The sequence below is a fragment of the Bradyrhizobium sp. USDA 3311 genome, from assembly GCF_054062495.1.
Genome location: NZ_JBSSFI010000001.1, coordinates 2,643,650 through 2,661,757, shown reverse-complemented (window position 1 = coordinate 2,661,757; position 18,108 = coordinate 2,643,650). Strand labels below are relative to the sequence as shown.

At 62.5% G+C, this 18,108-nt stretch carries 22 protein-coding genes and 4 pseudogenes; 10 read left to right on the top strand and 16 right to left on the bottom strand.

The genetic code is table 11. The annotated features are described in order from the left end of the window. From ACVWW6_RS12520 to ACVWW6_RS12510, 3 genes are read right to left on the bottom strand one after another with little or no spacing between them, the layout of a single operon-like run. Positions 1–1,419, bottom strand: a complete 1,419-nt coding sequence (locus ACVWW6_RS12520; protein ID WP_271612763.1) for a sensor histidine kinase — start codon at positions 1,417–1,419, stop codon at positions 1–3. Continuing rightward, positions 1,416–2,081 carry a response regulator transcription factor gene (locus ACVWW6_RS12515; RefSeq protein WP_028175764.1) on the bottom strand — a complete coding sequence of 222 codons (666 nt, stop codon included), beginning with the start codon at positions 2,079–2,081 and terminating at the stop codon, positions 1,416–1,418. The genes ACVWW6_RS12520 and ACVWW6_RS12515 overlap by 4 nt, the downstream gene beginning before the upstream one ends. Then, positions 2,081–2,395: a PepSY domain-containing protein gene (locus tag ACVWW6_RS12510; protein ID WP_271612764.1), complete on the bottom strand. Its 315-nt coding sequence runs from the start codon at positions 2,393–2,395 to the stop codon at positions 2,081–2,083. Before ACVWW6_RS12510 ends, ACVWW6_RS12515 begins: the two co-directional genes overlap by 1 nt. Positions 2,396–2,542: 147 nt before the next feature. On the opposite strand from ACVWW6_RS12510, the gene ACVWW6_RS12505 reads away from it, so the two are divergent. The 3 genes from ACVWW6_RS12505 to ACVWW6_RS12495 are packed head-to-tail and all read left to right on the top strand — an operon-like array spanning position 2,543 to position 4,138. Next, entirely contained in the window at positions 2,543–2,818 is a 276-nt protein-coding gene (locus ACVWW6_RS12505; protein WP_028175762.1) for a PepSY domain-containing protein, read from the top strand. Positions 2,819–2,828: 10 nt separating this feature from the next. Further along, complete coding sequence (locus ACVWW6_RS12500) at positions 2,829–3,395, top strand: cytochrome b/b6 domain-containing protein (protein ID WP_404524173.1); 567 nt, start codon at positions 2,829–2,831, stop codon at positions 3,393–3,395. 47 nt (positions 3,396–3,442) lie between these two features. Next, on the top strand, positions 3,443–4,138 hold the full coding sequence (locus ACVWW6_RS12495) for a VIT1/CCC1 transporter family protein (protein ID WP_271612766.1): 696 nt from the start codon (positions 3,443–3,445) through the stop codon (positions 4,136–4,138). A gap of 12 nt (positions 4,139–4,150) precedes the next feature. On the opposite strand, the gene ku is transcribed toward ACVWW6_RS12495, so the two are convergent. Further along, positions 4,151–5,080 carry a non-homologous end joining protein Ku gene (gene ku, locus ACVWW6_RS12490; RefSeq protein ID WP_028175759.1) on the bottom strand — a complete coding sequence of 310 codons (930 nt, stop codon included), beginning with the start codon at positions 5,078–5,080 and terminating at the stop codon, positions 4,151–4,153. Positions 5,081–5,324: 244 nt separating this feature from the next. On the opposite strand from ku, the gene ACVWW6_RS12485 reads away from it, so the two are divergent. The 3 genes from ACVWW6_RS12485 to ACVWW6_RS12475 all read left to right on the top strand — a co-directional run bounded on the left by ACVWW6_RS12485 (position 5,325) and on the right by ACVWW6_RS12475 (position 7,064). Beyond that, complete coding sequence (locus tag ACVWW6_RS12485) at positions 5,325–5,567, top strand: hypothetical protein (RefSeq protein ID WP_404524174.1); 243 nt, start codon at positions 5,325–5,327, stop codon at positions 5,565–5,567. Positions 5,568–5,572: 5 nt separating this feature from the next. Beyond that, the gene (locus ACVWW6_RS12480; RefSeq protein WP_028175757.1) at positions 5,573–5,818 is read left to right on the top strand and encodes a hypothetical protein; all 246 of its coding nucleotides are present in this window, start codon (positions 5,573–5,575) and stop codon (positions 5,816–5,818) included. 736 nt (positions 5,819–6,554) lie between these two features. Continuing rightward, a complete protein-coding gene (locus ACVWW6_RS12475; RefSeq protein WP_271612767.1) occupies positions 6,555–7,064 on the top strand; it encodes a PAS domain-containing protein in 510 nt (169 codons plus the stop codon). 176 nt (positions 7,065–7,240) lie between these two features. On the opposite strand, the gene ACVWW6_RS12470 is transcribed toward ACVWW6_RS12475, so the two are convergent. Together ACVWW6_RS12470 and ACVWW6_RS12465 are read right to left on the bottom strand one after the other, a co-directional pair. Beyond that, positions 7,241–7,408: a hypothetical protein gene (locus ACVWW6_RS12470; RefSeq protein WP_166466006.1), complete on the bottom strand. Its 168-nt coding sequence runs from the start codon at positions 7,406–7,408 to the stop codon at positions 7,241–7,243. Positions 7,409–7,453: 45 nt separating this feature from the next. Continuing rightward, a pseudogene (locus ACVWW6_RS12465) lies at positions 7,454–8,192 on the bottom strand (IS21 family transposase); the annotation flags it as partial. A gap of 564 nt (positions 8,193–8,756) precedes the next feature. Between ACVWW6_RS12465 and ACVWW6_RS12460 the strand changes: the two are divergent. Beyond that, the gene (locus tag ACVWW6_RS12460; RefSeq protein WP_456680792.1) at positions 8,757–8,951 is read left to right on the top strand and encodes a hypothetical protein; all 195 of its coding nucleotides are present in this window, start codon (positions 8,757–8,759) and stop codon (positions 8,949–8,951) included. A gap of 137 nt (positions 8,952–9,088) precedes the next feature. Here the strand turns inward: ACVWW6_RS12460 and ACVWW6_RS12455 are convergent, their stop codons facing one another. The 4 genes from ACVWW6_RS12455 to ACVWW6_RS12440 form a co-directional block, all read right to left on the bottom strand. Next, positions 9,089–9,952, bottom strand: coding sequence for a sugar phosphate isomerase/epimerase family protein (locus ACVWW6_RS12455; RefSeq protein WP_028175754.1), 864 nt, complete (start codon positions 9,950–9,952; stop codon positions 9,089–9,091). 6 nt (positions 9,953–9,958) lie between these two features. Beyond that, positions 9,959–10,744, bottom strand: coding sequence for a substrate-binding periplasmic protein (locus ACVWW6_RS12450; RefSeq protein ID WP_028175753.1), 786 nt, complete (start codon positions 10,742–10,744; stop codon positions 9,959–9,961). An 18-nt stretch (positions 10,745–10,762) separates the two neighbouring features. Next, positions 10,763–11,089: a c-type cytochrome gene (locus ACVWW6_RS12445; RefSeq protein ID WP_162185850.1), complete on the bottom strand. Its 327-nt coding sequence runs from the start codon at positions 11,087–11,089 to the stop codon at positions 10,763–10,765. A 90-nt stretch (positions 11,090–11,179) separates the two neighbouring features. After that, positions 11,180–12,901 (bottom strand): pyrroloquinoline quinone-dependent dehydrogenase, encoded by a 1,722-nt coding sequence (locus ACVWW6_RS12440; RefSeq protein WP_271612768.1) that lies wholly within the window; start codon positions 12,899–12,901, stop codon positions 11,180–11,182. Positions 12,902–13,940: 1,039 nt separating this feature from the next. Here ACVWW6_RS12440 and ACVWW6_RS12435 point away from each other — a divergent pair. Then, positions 13,941–14,131 (top strand): annotated as a pseudogene (locus ACVWW6_RS12435) (DUF892 family protein); the annotation flags it as partial. Positions 14,132–14,194: 63 nt separating this feature from the next. Here the strand turns inward: ACVWW6_RS12435 and ACVWW6_RS12430 are convergent. The 3 genes and pseudogenes from ACVWW6_RS12430 to ACVWW6_RS12420 all read right to left on the bottom strand — a co-directional run. Beyond that, a pseudogene (locus tag ACVWW6_RS12430) lies at positions 14,195–14,374 on the bottom strand (DUF3147 family protein); the annotation flags it as partial. Then, positions 14,371–14,976 (bottom strand): cupin domain-containing protein, encoded by a 606-nt coding sequence (locus ACVWW6_RS12425; protein ID WP_456680791.1) that lies wholly within the window; start codon positions 14,974–14,976, stop codon positions 14,371–14,373. The gene ACVWW6_RS12425 and the pseudogene ACVWW6_RS12430, both read right to left, overlap by 4 nt. Beyond that, on the bottom strand, positions 14,963–15,538 hold the full coding sequence (locus ACVWW6_RS12420) for a phosphatase PAP2 family protein (RefSeq protein ID WP_049832597.1): 576 nt from the start codon (positions 15,536–15,538) through the stop codon (positions 14,963–14,965). The genes ACVWW6_RS12425 and ACVWW6_RS12420 overlap by 14 nt, the downstream gene beginning before the upstream one ends. 94 nt (positions 15,539–15,632) lie before the next feature. Here ACVWW6_RS12420 and ACVWW6_RS12415 point away from each other — a divergent pair, with 94 nt between their 5' ends. Next, positions 15,633–15,890 (top strand): SemiSWEET family sugar transporter, encoded by a 258-nt coding sequence (locus ACVWW6_RS12415; RefSeq protein ID WP_456680790.1) that lies wholly within the window; start codon positions 15,633–15,635, stop codon positions 15,888–15,890. 70 nt (positions 15,891–15,960) lie between these two features. On the opposite strand, the pseudogene ACVWW6_RS12410 reads toward ACVWW6_RS12415, so the two are convergent. The 3 genes and pseudogenes from ACVWW6_RS12410 to ACVWW6_RS12400 form a co-directional block, all read right to left on the bottom strand. Then, positions 15,961–16,209: pseudogene (locus ACVWW6_RS12410) on the bottom strand (cell envelope biogenesis protein TolA); the annotation flags it as partial. A gap of 24 nt (positions 16,210–16,233) precedes the next feature. Next, a complete protein-coding gene (locus ACVWW6_RS12405; RefSeq protein WP_060909049.1) occupies positions 16,234–16,482 on the bottom strand; it encodes a hypothetical protein in 249 nt (82 codons plus the stop codon). Between the two features lie 209 nt (positions 16,483–16,691). Beyond that, complete coding sequence (locus ACVWW6_RS12400) at positions 16,692–17,156, bottom strand: hypothetical protein (RefSeq protein WP_028175747.1); 465 nt, start codon at positions 17,154–17,156, stop codon at positions 16,692–16,694. A gap of 500 nt (positions 17,157–17,656) precedes the next feature. Here ACVWW6_RS12400 and ACVWW6_RS12395 point away from each other — a divergent pair, with 500 nt between their 5' ends. Next, positions 17,657–18,055, top strand: coding sequence for a response regulator transcription factor (locus tag ACVWW6_RS12395; RefSeq protein ID WP_060909051.1), 399 nt, complete (start codon positions 17,657–17,659; stop codon positions 18,053–18,055). The last annotated feature ends 53 nt before the right edge of the window (positions 18,056–18,108 follow it).

Here is an 18,108-nt window from a genome sequence, read left to right as displayed (position 1 = left end):
TCAGGCTTGCTGCGCAACAGTTGTGGACGGGGCCGCGTTTTCGGCCGGACCGCTTCGCTTCTCGAGCAGCGCAGGTCTCGGAGCGATTGCCGCCTTCAGACCGCCGAGCTCCGATGTGGAGAGCTCCAGTCCCCATCCGTACGCGTCCAGAACGTCCTGCACGATGGCAAGACCCAGGCCCGCAGCGCCACCTCGCTCGTCGAGGCGGATGCCGCGCTCCAGCACGCGCGAGAGGTGGACAGGTTCGATGCCTGGGCCGTCATCTTCGACGGCAACGGATGGCCGGCTTCCATCGACCGTGAGGCGTACGCATCCCGCGGCGTGGCGAGCGGCGTTCTCGATTAGATTCCCGAGGATTTCCGCGAGGTCGGTTCTGTCGAGTGGGACGCAAACACTGTCGGCGATCAGGTTTTCGAACCTCACTCGCCCGCCGTCGGCAGTGCGCGACAAAGTCGCGACGATGGATCCCACGAGCGGTTTCACGGAAGTGGATGCTGGGGCGCTACCTCTGGCGCGGCCGCGGACCCTGGCGCGCGCGAGCTCGCGGTCGACGTGGCGCCCCATCGCCTCGCCGACGGCTTCGATGTCGCAGGCGATGTCGCGCTCGCCCCGCTCGCGGAGGCGCGACACATCGGCTGCGAGCGCCGCAAGCGGCGTCTTCAGTCCGTGCGCCAAGTCCGCGGCGCGTCCGCGGGACCGCTCGATCTCGCCTTCTTGCGCATCAATGAGCGCGTTGACTTCCTCGACCAGGGACCCGACTTCCGTCGGGACCGAGGACGGCAGATGCCGGGTTCGGCCCGCCCTGATATCCGCCACTCCGCGGCGCAGCGCTGCCAGGGGACGCAGGCCGACGCCGACCTGGACCCACGTCGCAGCGGCCAGCACGCAGGCGAGCAGAACGAGCGCGATCGCAAGGTCCTTGGCGAACGCCAAGGTCGCGGCCGACACCCTCGCCAGGTCCTCGGCGACGGCGAGGCGGACGACAACCGGCTTCCCGTCCGCGGAAAGCGTGACGGCGCGCTCGGCGACCAGCACGCGCTGGCCTCCGGGTCCCGTGGCTTCGTGCTGATGGGTTTCGCCAGGCCCCAGCCGGTCGGCCAGGAGCGTCATGGCGGAGTCCCACAGGGAGCGCGAACGCAGGACCTGCCCGCCGTCGTCGCCGACCTGCCAGTAGAGCCCGGACAGAGGATCCGCGAACCGCGGATCGACCGGCGTTTGCGTCAATACCAGCTTGCCTTGCGGATCGACGTCGATACCCGCGAGAAGCTGCTTCAGATGGACGTCGAGATCCTGGGCAAGGGTGCGCGAGATATGGCGTTCGAAGACCACGACGAGCGCGCCGCCGGCGACCGCAAGCGCGATCAGGATCGCAATGACCCCGCCTGCGACCAGTCGCAGCCTGAGCGAATGCCGGTTCATGCGGGTTCCTCGGGCATCAGATAACCGAAGCCGCGCCGCGTCTCGATGGCATCGGCACCCAGCTTCTTGCGCACGCGGCCGATCAGCACCTCGAGCGTGTTGGAGTCGTGCTCCTCGCCGTGACCGTAGACGTTTTCGTCGATCTCCTGCTGCGAGACGACGCGCCCGCGATTCCGGAGGAGATGGGCGACCAGCCTGTACTCGAGCGGCGAGAGCGTGATCGGCACGCCGCGGCGAGTCACCTTCATCTGCCGCTCGTCCAGCACGATCTCGCCGGCGGTCATGACCGAGGAGCCATGTCCCGCCGAGCGCCGCACGATGGACCGCAGCCGCGCCAGCAACTCCTCCATCCGGAAAGGCTTCGGCAGGTAGTCGTCGGCGCCGGCGTCGATCCCGTCTACGCGCTCCGCCCAGCTACCCCGCGCCGTGAGGATGAGAACGGGCATGTGGCGCCCGTTGGCGCGCCAGCGCTTCAGGACCGCGAGGCCGTCCATGCCCGGCAGACCGAGATCAAGGATAACGGCTCCGAAATCCTCGGTGTCTCCGAGAAACCAGGCGTCCTCACCGTTGGCGACGGTCTCAACCACGTAGCCGGAGGCCTCGAGCGTGCGCGCGACGTCGGACGCGATCCTCGGGTCGTCCTCGACAACTAGCACGCGCATCACTTCTCCTTCGTCCGTTCGACTTCGCCGCTGCGGGCATCAACATGGATTTCGAACAGCCGCCCCTTGTCGTCGACGACCCGCAGTTCGTACATCCAGACGCCGGCTTCCCGTTCGAGCTTCACGCCGACGACGTCGCCGGGCAGCTTCCCCCTGACGACATTCAGAATGTCCGCAAGCGGACGGATCTCGCCGGCCTCGACGGCCCGCCGCGCATCGTCGTGATCCCGGGCGAAGGACGATGCGCCGCCGCCCGCGGCCAGTAGAGCGACCGCAAGGATCAGGGCGCGAAGGCGAGGCAGGCGCAGGTTCATGGGGCAACTCGTCATCCGAAAGATATGGATGCCAAACCCCGGCTGACAAATCGCTGACATGGCTCAACAGGCGTCGGTCAGGCCGCTTCTGGCAGGTTGCCCGCATCGCCGCCGCATGGTGCGGCCGGCCACTTTCAGGAGACATCTATGCGCAAGATCGCAATCCTCACCACTGTCGCCATGGCGCTCGGGGCTGCGGCGTCCGCTCAGGCCGTCAGCCTCGGCAAGCCGTGCACGTCGGCCCCCGAGGCACAGTGGCTGCCGATGGCGCAGTTGCAGGCCAAGGTCGAGGCCCAAGGCTACAAGGTCCAGAAGGCCAAGCTCAAGAACGCTTGCGGCGAACTCTACACCCTCGACAAAAGCGGCAACCGGGTCGAGCTGTTCGTCGACCCGACCAACGGCCAGATCATCGGCCAGATGTGATGGTCGGCAAATGAGAATCGTGAGCAACAAGATCGGAGCCGGCGGCGCGACGCCGCCGGCCACGATCAAGGTCTGGGATCCGTTCGTCCGGATCTTCCATTGGTCCCTGGTCGCCTTATTCGTCGTAGCCTATGCCACCGGCGACGAGATCGAGCGGGTGCACGTCGCCGCCGGCTACGCCATCGCTGGCCTCCTTGGCGCTCGCATCATCTGGGGCCTCGTCGGTCCGCAGCATGCGCGATTCGCGAACTTCGTTCGCCCGCCGCGCGAGATCCTCGCCTACCTTCGCGACATCGCAATGCTCAGGGCGCCCCGCTTCATCGGGCACAACCCCGCGGGCGGAGCCATGATCGTGGCGCTCCTGGTCGCGCTGGTCGGCACCTGCGCCACGGGCTACATGATGACCACGGACGCCTACTGCGGCTCCAAGCTGATCGAACACGTCCACGAGTTTCTGGCTAATCTCACCGTCGGCCTGGTCGTCGCGCATGTTATCGGCGTGCTGATCGCAAGCTTCGAGCATCGCGAAAATCTGGTCGCGTCCATGATCTTCGGCCGCAAGAGGGCCGCCGAATAGGCAGCCCTCTTCGAATCCGCGAATGCCGTCCAACCTGGAGCGTCCCTGTGCCAGCCACCCCGCACATCGAAAAGCACTTCACCTCCTCCGAAAGCGTCCGCGACGTCGTGATCGGGATGGCCGACGGCCTGACCGTGCCGTTCGCGCTGGCGGCCGGTCTTTCCGCGGCGGTCGCCAACACGGACGTAATCGTCACCGCCGGCCTCGCCGAGGTGGTCGCCGGCGCCATCGCGATGGGCCTCGGCGGCTATCTCGCCGCGCGCACGGACGCCGAGCACTACGCCGCCGAAGAGCAGCGCGAGCATCACGAAATCGATCACCTTCGCGAGCGGGAGATCGACGAAGTGGAGCAGATCTTCCGCGAGTACGGTCTCGAAGGAGATGTGCTGAAGTCCGTCGTTGGCGCCATCGCTTCAAACCGGCAGCGATGGGTCGACTTTATGATGCGCTTCGAACTGGGATTGGAGCGCCCGGATCCGAAACGGGCTCCGATCAGCGCTGCAACGATCGGCGGCTCGTACGTGGTGGGCGGCCTGATTCCGCTCGTGCCCTACATGTTCACGAAAGACATCGGGACGGCCCTGCAGATCTCGGTCGCCGCGACCGGCCTGGCCCTGCTCTGCTTCGGAGCCGTCAAAGGGCACTTCACAGGCGTCAACAAGATCAAGTCGGCGCTGCAAACATTGCTGGTCGGTGGATTGGCCGCAGCGGCGGCGTATTGGCTTGCGCACCTGTTCGGCTAGACCTCGTGAGAACTACGCCGACCTCCGCTGCGGCTTGGCCGTGGGCTTCTTCGCCGCCGCCTCCTTCGCGGGCTTCTTGCCAGCGATCGACATCAGCATTTCCTTCTGGCCGGCCGCCGCCTTCCGCGGCTTCTTGGCCAGCTTCTTCGGAACCTTGGCTTCTGCCGCAGCGCCGCCGACGCTTCGGCGCAGCGCCTCCATCAGGTCGACGACGTTGGTCGATGCGGGCTTCTCCTTCGGAGTGATCGGCTTGCCGCTGCGCTTGCTGTTGATGAGGTCGATCAGCGCGGTCTCGTAGTGGTCCTCGAACTTGCCGGGGTCAAACCGACCGGCCTTCTGGTTCACGATGTGCCTGGCGAGATCGAGCATGTCCTTCGTGACCTTCACGTCCTGGATCTCGTCGAAATATTCAAGCTCCGAGCGTACTTCGTAGGGGTAGCGCAGCAGGGTGCCGACGAGCCCCTTGTCCATCGGCTCGAGGGCGATGATGTGCTCGCGGTTGGTCAGCACCACGCGACCGATAGCGACCTTGTCCATCTCACGGATGGTCTCGCGGATCACGGCGAAGGCGTCGTGCCCGACTTTGCCGTCTGGCCGCAGATAGTAGGGCCGGATCAGGTAACGCGGGTCGATGTCGGTCTTGTCTACGAACTCATCGATCTCGATGGTGCGCGTGGATTCCAACGCGATCTCCTCGAGTTCCTCCTTCGTCACCTCGATGAACTGGTCCTTGTCGAGCATGTAGCCCTTGACGATGTCCTCGTTGGCCACCTCGTCGCCGGTGTCGGCGTCGACCTTCAGATACTTGACGCGGTGGCCGGTCTGCCGGTTGAGCTGGTTGAACGAGATCTTCTCGCTCTCGGAGGTCGCCGGATACAGCGCGACCGGACAGGTGACGAGGGACAGACGCAGGAAGCCTTTCCAGTTGGCGCGCGGGGCCATGTACGCAGAACTCCAGTTCAGGGCGGCTTGGATTCAAGACGAACGTGGCAGCCTGGTTCCGACACGATGCCCGACCGAGGATGCCCATTTCATTCCTCCGCTATGGGGCTAGCGAACTTTCGCGATCTGTTCCGTAGGTATTTTTACCTTGATCTAGCGCAGGTTCGGCGCCCCTTTTGGGGCGGGCGGACGAATTCGGCAGAGCGTGCCTGAGCTTGCCGTTCGTTCGCCCGCTTGACTCTCATTGAACAAAACACGAACATCTATCACGCTCGCTGCACCCGAACCCGCTGCGCCCTCCGAGGGCGATCTTGAGTTCGCCGCCGACCAGGCCATCGCGACCTGCCGCGGGGACGCCCGGGAGGCGGTGAAGGCGCTGCTGGTGGCCAACGGTTTTCTCGAGGCAGAGCTCGAGGCGCTACAAGCGTCGGTCTCCACCGGCTATGCGCGAGGCCGGTTCGATCGATCGCGCGATCGCAAGGAGTGACCGCGATGGACGTCACCTCCTACGTTGCCCTGCCCTTCGTGGCCGCCGACGATGGAATCGCCGTCGGCGAGGCGACGGAGTGCCTCTCAGCCACCGCCGCCGTGATGCGCGCCGAGACCCTCTCGCGCAAGCCCGGCGTCATGGGCGCGGTCGCCTTCTCGCGGACCGGAGATCCGGCCAGCGGCGACTTCGGCGACGCCAAGGTGATCCGGAAGTTCGGCGAGGTGCCGGACGACTTGAGCGCGCTATAATCAAGATTGGTCGATGATCTTCGGCGCACCGGACCGCGGCTCAAACCGGAATCAATCCACCGCTTCGCATTTGAAACATCGCCAAACTGGAGACCCTTTGCCTGTTCGAGGCGTGGCCAACGTCATCGGCGTCCTGCAACGCGGGCAAGACGGAATTTGATTGGTACGAGGCATGCTGCAGCGCGCTTGAAGACCCCTAAGGCAATAACCCGGCTTCCGAGGAAACGTGCCGGCGATAGCGCCGCTGCGGTTCAAGATCGCGTGAGGAGACCGCTCGGCGACATGGTCGGCAAATCCCTCGGCGAGTGTGAGCAATTCGAGCCTCTGGGCTCGGGAGGAATGAAATGCGAGGCCGGAAGTTACCGCGCAGGCGCGGCATCCGAACTCAGAACCTGACGGCTGGCGTGGTGAGCAACCGTTCACTTCTTGTTGTTCCTGATCTGCCTCTACACGGGATTGTTCGGAAGAAGCCGCACGCGACGCGGCCGAGGCATCTCACGCCGCAGCGAGGCCGCTGGACGCTCCTTGCGTCCCGTGGCATCTTTCCGTCACTTCATCGGACCGAACGGGCCCAAGGCTGCGCCGGGATCGCAGCGGGTGGGCCCCACATCACCCGACCGACGGAAACATGAAGAAGTTCATTTGCGAGCAGAACATCGCGCATTTCCGCAAACTGCTGGAAGACGCGCCCGACTAAATCCAGCGGAGGACGCTGGAAAAACTGCTGGCTAGTCAGTTGCGCGAACTGGCGGTGCTCGATGCCGCGAGCGTCGGGGCCCTCAGCTCCCCGGCGCGGACGCTTCGCGGATCCGGGAGGAGTTTCTCGCGGACCTCGCCACATCCTTATCTGCTGCTCGATCCCGGACCCGGGCTACAGATTGTCGACGTGAACGCCGCGTATGCCGTCGTGACCTTTACAAGTCGAGCCGACATCCTCGGACGCTCACTGTTCGAGGTCTTCCCGGACGATCCGGACCAACCGTTCGCGGACGGGGTCACGAACCTGTACAATTCGCTGAAGACGGTCGCGCAGACCGGGAGGCCGCACGCCATGGCCGTCCAGCGCTACGACATCAAGGACACGGCCGGTTCCTTCGTGGAGCGCCATTGGCAGCCGATCAACACGCCGGTCCACGACGACGGCGGACAACTTGTCTTTCTGCTGCATCACGTGGAAGACGTCCCCGGTCAGATCGTCCACGGAGCCGAAGGCTCTGATGGGCGAGATTGGTCGGCAGCTAAGTGAAGCCGCTGACGGTGAATGTCCTCTTTGCGCGTCGTAGCGGCTTGAGCGGCGCCGCAGCCGGATCATTTGATGTCATCGCGACACAAGCAGCGGTCCGAGCTAAGGTAGGGGACCTTTGCAATTCGTCGCGCCTCAGCCTGATTGCGCTTTTCCTCGGTCATCAGCCAGCTCGTCGGCTAACGCTCGCGCGTGTCGGTCACCTCTCGCGCCGCCAGCTCAAGCTCTCTGAGCTGTTCAATCAGCAGTTCGACGATCTGCTCATAGTCGGAGGGCGACAGCGAATTCACGCCACGCAACGTCATCTGGTCTTGGAGAATGGTCGCCATCATGGCTTTGACGCTCATGAGCCCCCGTCTGAAAAATGGGCCGTCATAAAATCAATCGTTCCATCAGATGGTCCTCCGGAGGTTGTCGTAGCGGGCACGATCGGCGATCGGTGCATGACGGAGCGTCAGTGCGGCCGGCGTCATAATGTTGGCCGGTGGGTCGGGTTCACGTTGACGGGCCAGGATATTGAGAACGACATCGGCGGAATGGACGCTGTGACTGAGCGCTTCGGCACAGGACGCTTCCACCGCGGGCAGACCGTCAGTCAGCACCGCGTTGAGGATGTCGACCATCTGCCGATTGCCATCGTCGGTGCTGGCAAGCTTGCGCCGGATCCGCTCGATCGCGGCTGGCAGCACCCAGTCTTTGAAGGGAGCACCGTTGCGCAAGGCGCCGGGTTTGCGGGCGAGCACCGGCACATATGCCAGGGGCCGTAGACGGTATCGCCGCGGCCAAAGGATCCCGGGTGCTCGGCAACGATGCTGCGACCGAGTACTTGTTGTTGTCGAAGCGCACCAGGCAGGTCTTCGAGACCGACGCCGTCACCGCATGGAAGCCGTCGAAGCGGCCGGCATAGGCAACGAGTTTGGGGCGTTCGGCTTCGAACACTTCCCAGATCGTCCGATCGACCAGTTCCGGATGGCGATGAGCCTTGGCGTAAGCGATGCATTTGTCGAGCAGCCAGGCGTTTAACTCGTCGAGGTTTTTGAACCGCAGCCGCGGCGTGAAGAAGCGTTCCCTGACCAGCCCGACCTGGTTCTCGACCTGCCCCTTCTCCCAGCCCGACGCTGGCGTGCATCGGTGCGCGTCGCAAGGATGGTGGGCAGTTCAGGTCAATCGCGTCGGTTTGACAGGCCACCGAGGACTTCCGGTCAAGCCTGGTGAACGGACTTCCAGAACCGCTTTCATGGAGGGAGCGGCGGTCGCCAGATCGAAGAAGCCCAGGGAGGTCTGATAGGTTTACTGGATACGACAGAACGCAGTTGCTTGGGACGTCCCATGGTCGGACGACAAGATCGCTGCGGCGCGCACCCGGGAGCGCGAGACCAAAAATCAATTCTTCGCAGGAGAGACACCAGCAAACTTCTGGCAACGCTTCTGGCGCTGGCTATTCGGATAAGGGCTTCGGTCGGACCAAGAACAAGAGAGCATTGACTTCGCACAAGATGGGATGCCACTTACGCTTCGCCCACACCGGTTGGACGACAGCAAGCGCTGGGAGGAAGGCGATCAACATCGACGCAAAGATCTTCAGCAATTTTTTGCAAAACTCCCCCATCGAACGGACCCGGGTCAAGTATCGCAAATGCGATCGTTCGACCCGGCAATAAATTACCGTCTGATGCCTTGCACTCCGACTTCAACATGTTTCTTGAGCTTGCCCTCGTATTCTATGAAGCGACCTGCCGTGATCTGATCGTAAGGGCGCAGGCGCGGATTCGAGCACGGCAACCCCATCACGAGGTCAGCATTGCCTTCGCGATTCTTCAGCCGAACCATTCGCGTATCGGCGAAGTCGGTGGTCGCGCCGATGAAGACGATCGCGCATGCCAGAGCTGAGATCTGAGAATAGCCCCAGCTCCGGACCTTCGAAGCTGGGGCTGAGCCTCTCGATTGGGACCGGCAAGGGGATAGCCGGCAACACAATCTTAGCTCCTCCACCGAAGTCGAGGGATCACAATCCGGTGTCGAAATCGTCAAGGTGTACGTGGCAAAACAGAGCTGCGCGTCAGAAGTCGCTGATGCTTAAGGAAGGCGATGCTCGTCTGTATGCTCCGCATCGGATCAGCCGAAACGTCCTGTTCGACGAAAACATGTTGCACACCGCTCTCCGCGGCGGCTTCGAGTATCTCGGCGAAGTTAATCGTACCGTGACCAAGTTCGATGGTCGATCCGTCCTTTGCCATGTCCTTCAGGTGCAGGAGGCGAAATCGCGATGGATGCCCTCTCAAGACGCGCGCTGAATCGAGATGTCCCTTGGTTGCCCAGTAAACATCGAGCTCGAACATGACAAAGCGCTCATCGGTGCGGCTGAGCAGAACGTCGTATGGCTGGATGCCACCTGCCAAGTTCCCGAATTCAAAATCATGATTGTGATAGGCAAGCGTTAGCCCGGAACGCTGCGCCAGTTCACCGATCGTGTTCAGAGTGTCACAAATCCGCTGCCAATCATCGAGTGTTTGCCTTTCCGATACGTCCAGCCAGGGACAAACGACGAACCGGCTGTCGAGCAAATGGGCGATGTCGAATGCTGAGTTGGCGTTGTTCCGCAGGCTGGCGTAGTCGAGATGCAGCGATGGTGCGGTGAGATCCAGGCTGCGCAGGAGCTTGCGGGTGAGCCTCAGGTCGTTCCCGAGAATGCCGGCAAACTCCAGCTCGCGATACCCGAAATTCGCGACTTTCCTCAGCGTTCCTTCGAAGTCGGCCTTCAGCGGGTCGCGGACGGTGTAGAGTTGGAGACCGATATTCCACAGTTCCCGACCGGAAACCGGCTCGATTCCCATCGTGGCACCGGCCGCGATCCCTCCCAAAACAGTGCGTCTGCTGAGTGGCGCCAGCACGCTCGGCTACCTTGGTGCCTGCAGTACGACGCCATAGCTCTTGTATATCCGATCGACGGTGCCATCGGTTCGTAACCGATCGAGAGCTCCATCCATGGCTTCGCGTAAGGCATCATCAGGGCGAACCATGCCGACGGCGACATTCCAGTTGAGATCCACCGTGCTCTCGTCGCGATCAAGGATGCGGAGCGCCTTGTCGGGATGCGTCAGATTGAAATAGCTCGCCACGGTGGGCGTCACCGCAGCGGCGTCGATCTCGTTATTCGAAAGGGCCTCGAGACTGTCGCTCTCGAAACCAAAGGTCGATGTAGGTACGTGCCGCTGACTAATTATCATGGCTGCGACGGACCCGACCTGCACCCCGACCTTGGTATGCTCGTTGAGGCTCTTGAACGACGTAAGCGTGCTGGCGGATGGCACGGCCAACGCGACGCCCGTGCGATAGTACGGTTTCGAGATCCTCAAGTGAGTTTCGCCTTGCGCCTCGCGGTCGGCGATCACATCGAGAAGAATGTCACAGCCAGCGCTACGCATTTGGTACTGGGTAATGATCCAATCAAGCCTCAGGGAGACGCCGAGCTCCCGCGCCAGTGCTTGTCCCAATTCAACCTGAAATCCGGGAGGATCCCCGGCTTTGCTCGCGAATGGAAGCGAGTTCGGGTGAGCACATAACCCAAGTACGCCGGCCGAGCGGATTGTCTCGAGGGATCGAGCCCGTGCCGGCCCCAGCAAACCTGCCACCGCCACGATGATGAGCGGGAGGATCAGTTCTGTTCCGCGTACCTTGCGCATGGAGTTTGACTCGCCGGCTCATCCCTCTCGCGGCTTTAATTCCCGGATGTACTTGATGATTTGGTCGATCTGAGCATCGCTGAAGGTAGAATCGAATGCAGGCATCGCGCCTTGTTTGCCGTTCTTGATACGGTCGCGAATAAAATCGTCATCGCGCGTCGTGTTCATGAGCTGCGGTCCCTTACCCGCCGCGCGGCCGCCATCGGAATGACACCAGCCGCAGGTCGTTGCGAACAGCTGCTTAACATCGAAGTTCCCGTTGTCCGGCGCAGCGGAATCCGTCTGCGCGGAGACAGGCGTGGCACATGCGAACCAAGTGGCCAGCGCCATCAAGCTCAATTTCATGACGCAGAACTCCACTTTCCGTTAGCCCTGACCGTTCCAAGGCACGGGGAGCGAGCTTCTGTCGCTCCCCGCCAGATTGTCCGAAAACCCCTATTTCAAGCTGTACACGATGAGCGCGCCATCATCGCGCGGCATGCTCTTGTAAACGCCGCCGAAGGTCGGCGCGTAGTCGTCCGACGCCATGCCGCCGAAGCCCGCGGTCACGGCGACATATTGCTTGCCGTTAACGGCGTAGCTGACGATGCCGCCCTGGTGGCCAGTGCCGTCGGAATGGCTCCACAGCTCGGCACCCGACTCGGCGTCGTAAGCATGAAGGGTGCCGCGCGAGTCAGGCACGAAGACGAGATTGCCACCGGTCGATAGCACGCTTCCAAGCGGCGGCTCGGGGTAGCGAACCTCCCACTTCTTGACTCCGGTCACCGGGTCGCGCGCGTCGAGATGACCGTAGATCTCGCCGCCCGGAGGAGGCGCGATCTTAAAGTCGGCGCCGATGTTGAGCTGGGCTTGGGGCGCGGTCACCGGTGTGGTCTTCATGACCTCGAGCGTCATGCACCATTCTTGGCCGAGCTTGTAGTATAGACCCGTCTTCGGATTGTATGAACCCGAGTTGAAGCTGACACCGCCGGAAATATGCGGGCAGAGGGGTTCATTGACCTTGCCTGCGGAGAAGTCGCGACGGCCGATCAACTCACCTGTCTTGGGATCGATATCCTTGACGAAGTTGCTGTTCTGAGTGATCCGCCAGACATTCTTGATACCCAAATTGCGGTCATAGACGAAGATGTAGCCGCTCTTATTGGGGTGCACCACGAGCTTCTGCCCGTCGCGATCGAGCATTACAAACTCACCGACCGCGCTGTCGAAGTCCCATGCGTCGTGCGGCAGCTCCTGATGATAGAATTTTAGTTTGCCGCTATCGAGATCGAGACCGATCACTGAGGTCGTATAGAGATTGTCACCTGGGCGGGCGCCTTGCGTCTTGTAATCGGAGCCCGACCAATCGTAGAGCGGCGCCGGGTTCGCGGTGCCCCACAAGATGGTGTTAGTCTCGGAATCGTAGGTGCCTGGCATCCAGCCGCCGCCGCCGCCGGTGCGCCAGGAGTCACTGCCCCAAGTCTTCATGGCTTCGTCGGTGCCCGCAACCGTCAGGAACTCCCATTTCTTCTTTCCTGTGGCGGCATCGACAGCAAAGATCGGGCCGCGGCCCGGCCATTCGCCGCCCTGCGCGCCGATGATCACCGTGCCCTTCGCATAGAGGGGCGCGCCGGTGAAACCGACCGTCAGCTTTTGGGAATCGATAAGCTTGGTGTCCCAGGCGACCTTTCCAGTCTTCATATCAAGCGCGATGAGCCGGCCATCCATCGTGCCGACGTAGACCTTGCCTTCTCCGAGCGCAGCGCCGCGATTATAGGGAGAGTGCGTCTGCCGCGCGATCAGGGCTTCGTCAAGTTCGGGGAAATAGGACCAGATCACCTCCCCTGTCGCGCCGTTCAGCGCAAACACTCGACTGTAAGAGCCCGTGTAGTAGAGCACGCCGTCGGCCGCAAGCGGCATTGACTGCAAGCCACGGGTGGACCGTCCCGGAATATGGATCCAGGCAACGCTTAAGTTACCGACATTGCTCGTATTGATCTGCGAGAGGGGACTGTAGTGATAAGACTTATAGGAACCGTGATAAGTCAGCCAGTCGTTCTGGCCGCCGGTCTCGATGCGCGCGGTATCCACAGTTTGGGCAACGGTTGACGACGCGGCAAACGTCGCACCAATCGCAACAACCACAGGCAAAGAAAAATAACCCCACCGTTTCTTCATATGCTCGTCCTCCATTTCATTTTTATGGCACTTGGTCATTGCCTTGCTGGGCGCGCTGCGCCCTGTTCATTTGTCGACCCGAATAGATACGGCGTGCCAACAATCTCACCTCGTATCATAGGAACCCCGGCATCGAGGCTTTCGTCGAGTTCCACTGAAGGGGCTGCTTTCCGCACGGAGATGCACCCGCATCTCGTCAGTCATTTCGTCCAACAGTTGTTTGCTGGGCACACGATATCGCCTGCAGGCAATGCCCGCGCTTATCGCGGCATTGCGGACGACTCGATTGACGCATCGCACAATCGGCGGCCGGCTTCCACTTTGCAAATGCAGAGCGTTTGCAGCCATCGCGTCTAACTGCCTCTCAGCCTCGAATGGCCCATTGCAGCGAGTTTCGGCTTGCTTGACGGCATCGTTGCCGCGGAATGTGGCGACACGGCGCCGAGTTGTATCATCCAAGGCGATTTTGTGAATACGGCAAGCAGGTCGCGCACTAAACCGGGATTTCGTCACCTGAGCTGACCTAAAGACTTCACGGGCATCCCACACCGAAACGGCCGGCGCGTCGCATGGAAGTCCGTTCTTCCTTGGGGTAAGGCAGACTTCGCCTATCGACCAATCACGAGCGAGGAGAAGGCAAGCCCCCACGGCCTTACAGAACTACAGCCTATCAAGATTGTTCGCTTAACTCGCAGTGCATTCGACAGGACCAGGGCGCATTCCGCGATGGAGCATGAGACTCTGCTTGAAGCTGCGAACCAGCGCCTGGCTGCAAGCACACGAGCCAAGCGCCAGCGTTGAAAGACAGTCGAGCATCCGTTGGCACGATTAAGGCGCGCAGGAGAGCGACACAGTTCCTTACCAAAGCGCTCCCCAAATTAGCCGGCGAAGTGGCTCTATCGGTCTGGCTTATGGCCGCCATCCCGCGCCTGATCAGACCTTCTCAAACATCCATAGTGCCAGCACGCGCGTGCCGTATGTAAGCGCGACGCCTGTCAGAATCATTGCGATTGTTGTCCAGTCGCTGTTGAAGAGCGAGGCCATCGTCGCGAATGTGCAGGCCGTCGAGCACTCCGAACAGCTCGCTGAGCGCCCGGGCCGAGGAGCTTGGTCACGATGATATCGTGTGCTTCCTCACCAAATCTGAACGAAGAGAAGGCGGCCGGCACCATGCTCAACACAGTGGCGCCGCGCAAGGGCGTCAACGCCAAGGCTTCGAGCGCGGCCTGATCGAGTTTCAAGGCGGTTTCAGCGGCACCGCGACAACGCGGTGCCGCTGTCTCGTTGTGCCAATTGGGCCCCGGCGTAGACGGCGCCATGTTCATAAATCGCGATGCCCAGTGTCGCGAGCGCAACCGAAGGTGCCGCCCCGAAGAGGCCGGCGAAGCTCTTCGGCTTCAGCACGTCGCCCAACATCGAGAACGCCGAAACGACTGCGCCTCCGATCAGGAAACGGATGAGGTACTCGGTCATTTCGGCCTCGTCCAAAGCTTCTTGAGCGGCCCCGCGCCGCCATAGGCCGGGTCCTTGCGCGGCACCGGTACCTTCGGAATGGTCTTCAGCGCGCGCGGACGGTCCTCGACAGTCGTGCACTCGTCGTAGGTGCCTGCCGACGGATAGGCGCCGACGACGAGAGAGTCCTTGTCCGCCGCCAGGCATTGATGGCCGGTCCCAGCGGGCAGGACTACGACGTCGCCGGCCTTCAGCGTGAAGGTCCGCCCCTTGTTGCCGCCGAAGCGGACGCGCCCCTTGCCGCGCGCTATCCCGAGGACCTCGTGGATTCTCGAATGGTAGTGAACATAGTCGTAGATGCCGTCGCGCCAGCTATCCCCCCATCCGTTGCCTTCGAACCGGTCTTCGAGCACCGCCGCAGGATCGTGCTGCTCGTCGAGTCTGACGGCGCTTTGGTACAGCATCAGGGGCCAGCGCGGGTGATTGGGCACAAGGCCGTCATCCCTAAAGCGGACCACGTGTGGCTTCCGCGGACGAGGCAGTTCGGAAGCCCGACGCTTGCCCGGGCGACGAAGACCGGTGGCGCGTTCGGCGTATTCCTTAAGGTCCTCAAGTAGCGGCATCATCTGTCTCCTTGACGGGATAGCCCGTCCATAGGCGAAGCATTCGTTCGAGCGCCGCACCAAGGGCGAAGCCGGCGACGACGTCGCTCGCCCAGTGCGCCAGCACGACGATGCGCGTCAGACAGAGGCCCACCGCCAGCGCGCGGATCGCCCGGCGGGGCCCTGCCGGAAGTGGCCCCGCCGCCGATGCCAGCGCGCCCATGTGCAGGGCGTGTCCCGACGGAAAGGCGTCTTCGCGTTTGCCGGAAAACGAGATCCCGTGAACATGCCCCAACACCGTCTTCCGGTCCGGACGCGTTTGGTCGAAGACCGACTTCAACAAGTGCGGAAGCACGGAGGCCGCAGCGGCCACAAGCAGCGCATGATTGCCGGCGCGGCGCAAAGGCTCTCCTTGCGTACGTGACAGGATCCAACCCGCTGCCGCCAAGGCCAGAAGGATTTTCTCGTCGGCGCCCCAGGTCAACCCGCGGGCGACCGTTTCCGCACGACGGTTAGTCTTGCGCGCCACCGTCCGCGCGATCCTCTCGTCGATCTTGGTCGGTTTCACGGTGAGAAGGGACATCGATCCTCTGAAATTCAACAGGGAATCCTATAACGCGGGGCAGCTCTCTGGGTGCCAAGCGTTCGCGCCGAGGAACGGCCGCTAGTCGCCCCCGTTGACGGACCATGTCCGGCTCTCTCTCTCTCTCTCTCTCTCTCTCTCTCTCTCCACCTACCTCGGCAACATCGCCGCTTTCCTTGCATCGCTCTCCTACATTCCGCAGGTTCGGAAAGCCTGGCCGCGCAATTCCACGGACGATCTTTCGCTCGGCATGCTGACGGCACTGACGCTGGGGCTCGGCCTCTGGGCCGTGTACGGCCTGATGCGGGAAGATTGGGTCATCGTGCTGTCCAACGTTCTTCCCGCTCGCTGATCTTGGGAGCGGTTCGCTTCGCCGGCTTAGGCCGACGCTTTTCACGCTGAATTCGGTTCTCGCCGGACTCCAGATTGATTGGTAGATCGGAGTGCTCGGCAAAACGTCCGGACGACCCCGCCGGCCGCTTGAGGACCACGCCCGGCTTCGACATCGTCGCGGCGACCACATCCGGATCGTCCGTCTCCTTGGCGACGCCCTGATGGAAGAGATTGCTGTCGGCGCCCCACGCCTCCAGCGGCGCCTTCATCGAGGGCGCCGCGATCGCAAGATCGTAGAAGCCCAGCGAGGTCCGAAATGTCTTGAGCTTCCTGGCCATGGAGCGTGCCGGCCCGCGGATTTCCTAGCGCCGGCGCGCGACCCAGAGACCCAGCAGGAACGCGACGAAGAGCGACTGCAGGGGGGCTTTCACGGTCACCTCGCGCAACTGGTCGGCCCAGCGCACCGCCATGTCCGATTGGGGTGAGTGCCTTTGAAATACTCGCGGCTCCGCCCGGCCGCTCGGCCCAGCTTCCGATGCCCGCTCGATGCCGCCCTGAGCGTCCGTCAACCCGGAGGGTTCCGTCATTGCCGAAGCTTCTTTCATATCCATGCGGCTCTCCTACAAGGGGGTCAGGCCGACTTCCGCTGCGGCTTGGCCGAGGGCTTCTTGGCGGCCATTTCCTTCGCCGGCTTCTTCCCGGTGATCGACATCAGCATTTCCTTCTGGCCAGCCGATACTTTCTCCGGCTTCTTGGCCGGCTTGGCCGAACGCCGAGCCCAAGATTCCAGAAACCGTCGCCCGACGCGAAGACGGATGGATCACCCGCCATTCAGCGAGAGGCTGATGCGCGTAACGATCCCATCCCAGGCGCGCTCTTCGCTGGCCGGATAATTGATCAGCACGCAATGGACCAACCCGCCGGAGAAGTTGCAGCGGTCATACCAGACCTTGTCGCCCTTGTAGCTGGAAACCGCAAAAAACCGCGGCGTCACTCTCTTGTACTGAATGCGCGCCGGCAGTCCTTTTTTCGCGAGGAAAACAGCGGGCGAATCGCTCCCGACGTTGGGAGCAGCCTGTATCGTGAGGTCGGCGCGGCCGTCGGCAGTTCGAAAGCGTTGCCCGTAACCGTCCGGCCGGCCCGCTTCTTCGGTGAAGATCGAATAAGGGAAGTCGACCGACGTGCCGGTCTGTGGAATGCGGTAGGTCGTCCACCTTACGGGCTGCGCCGAAACCGAAGCGGCCGAGACAGCGAAAATGGCCATCGCCAGAGCTGTCGCTTTCATCAAACCTCCTCCTTCGCAGACCCCCACCGAGACATAGGCAGCGAGCCGGCTGCATCCCTTCATACCAGGAAAAGCCGCGAGGCCAATTACGTTCCAAGAGGCCTGATCCTTCGCCATCAATGCCTCTCTGCCGAGAAGCAGATGCGAAAGCACCACGCTGACGCGTTCGAGGCAGGGGATCGATGGGCCGCAGCAAACATCGACCGGCGACGTGAGTATCCGAAGGCACGTGACCTCCGGGCGGCCGCTGAGCAACCTCGGTACATGTGTCCCTTACGGCGGAAACGATCAGCCGTCTGCCGCGCCTCCCCAGCAGCCCGCGACCGCCCTGTACCGCAGCCCGTCCCGCCCCGCGTCGCAACCAACTCCGAAACCCTGACGCCTCCACGAGCCCGCCTTCAAGGGGACTTCCGCAGCCATCATAAGACCACCAGAACCGGCTTCCAGTCATACTCGTCGGCGGGCTACCCAGGAACGGCTACGCATTTTGGCCGTTCGACATGAGAACAAATGCTATCGGATATGAGCCGCCAGCGAGCGTACTTCTTGTCGAGGACGACCCTTTGATCCGCGAATTCATCGTCGAAGCGCTGCGCGAGGCAGGCTATCACGTGATCCACGCGAGCACTGGGGAGGAAGCGCTGGCCTGGTGCAAGCGCCACGCCGCGGGTGTGCTGGTCACCGACGTCAGGCTACCCGGACAGGTCGATGGATGGCAATTAGCGGAGCGCTTCCGCGAGCAGGATCCGGAACTGCCGGTCATCTACGCCACGGGCTTCTCTCCCGCCACTTCACGTCCCGTTCCCGGGAGCCGCATCGTGTGGAAGCCCTTCCATCCGCACGAGATCGTCCGGATGGTCAAAGAGCTTGGCGAGGAAAAGGGAGCGCCGCCGAGTTAGCCGGTCTACTCGCGGCCTAGCTTAACCTGCGATCGCCGCAGCCTGGACCACCT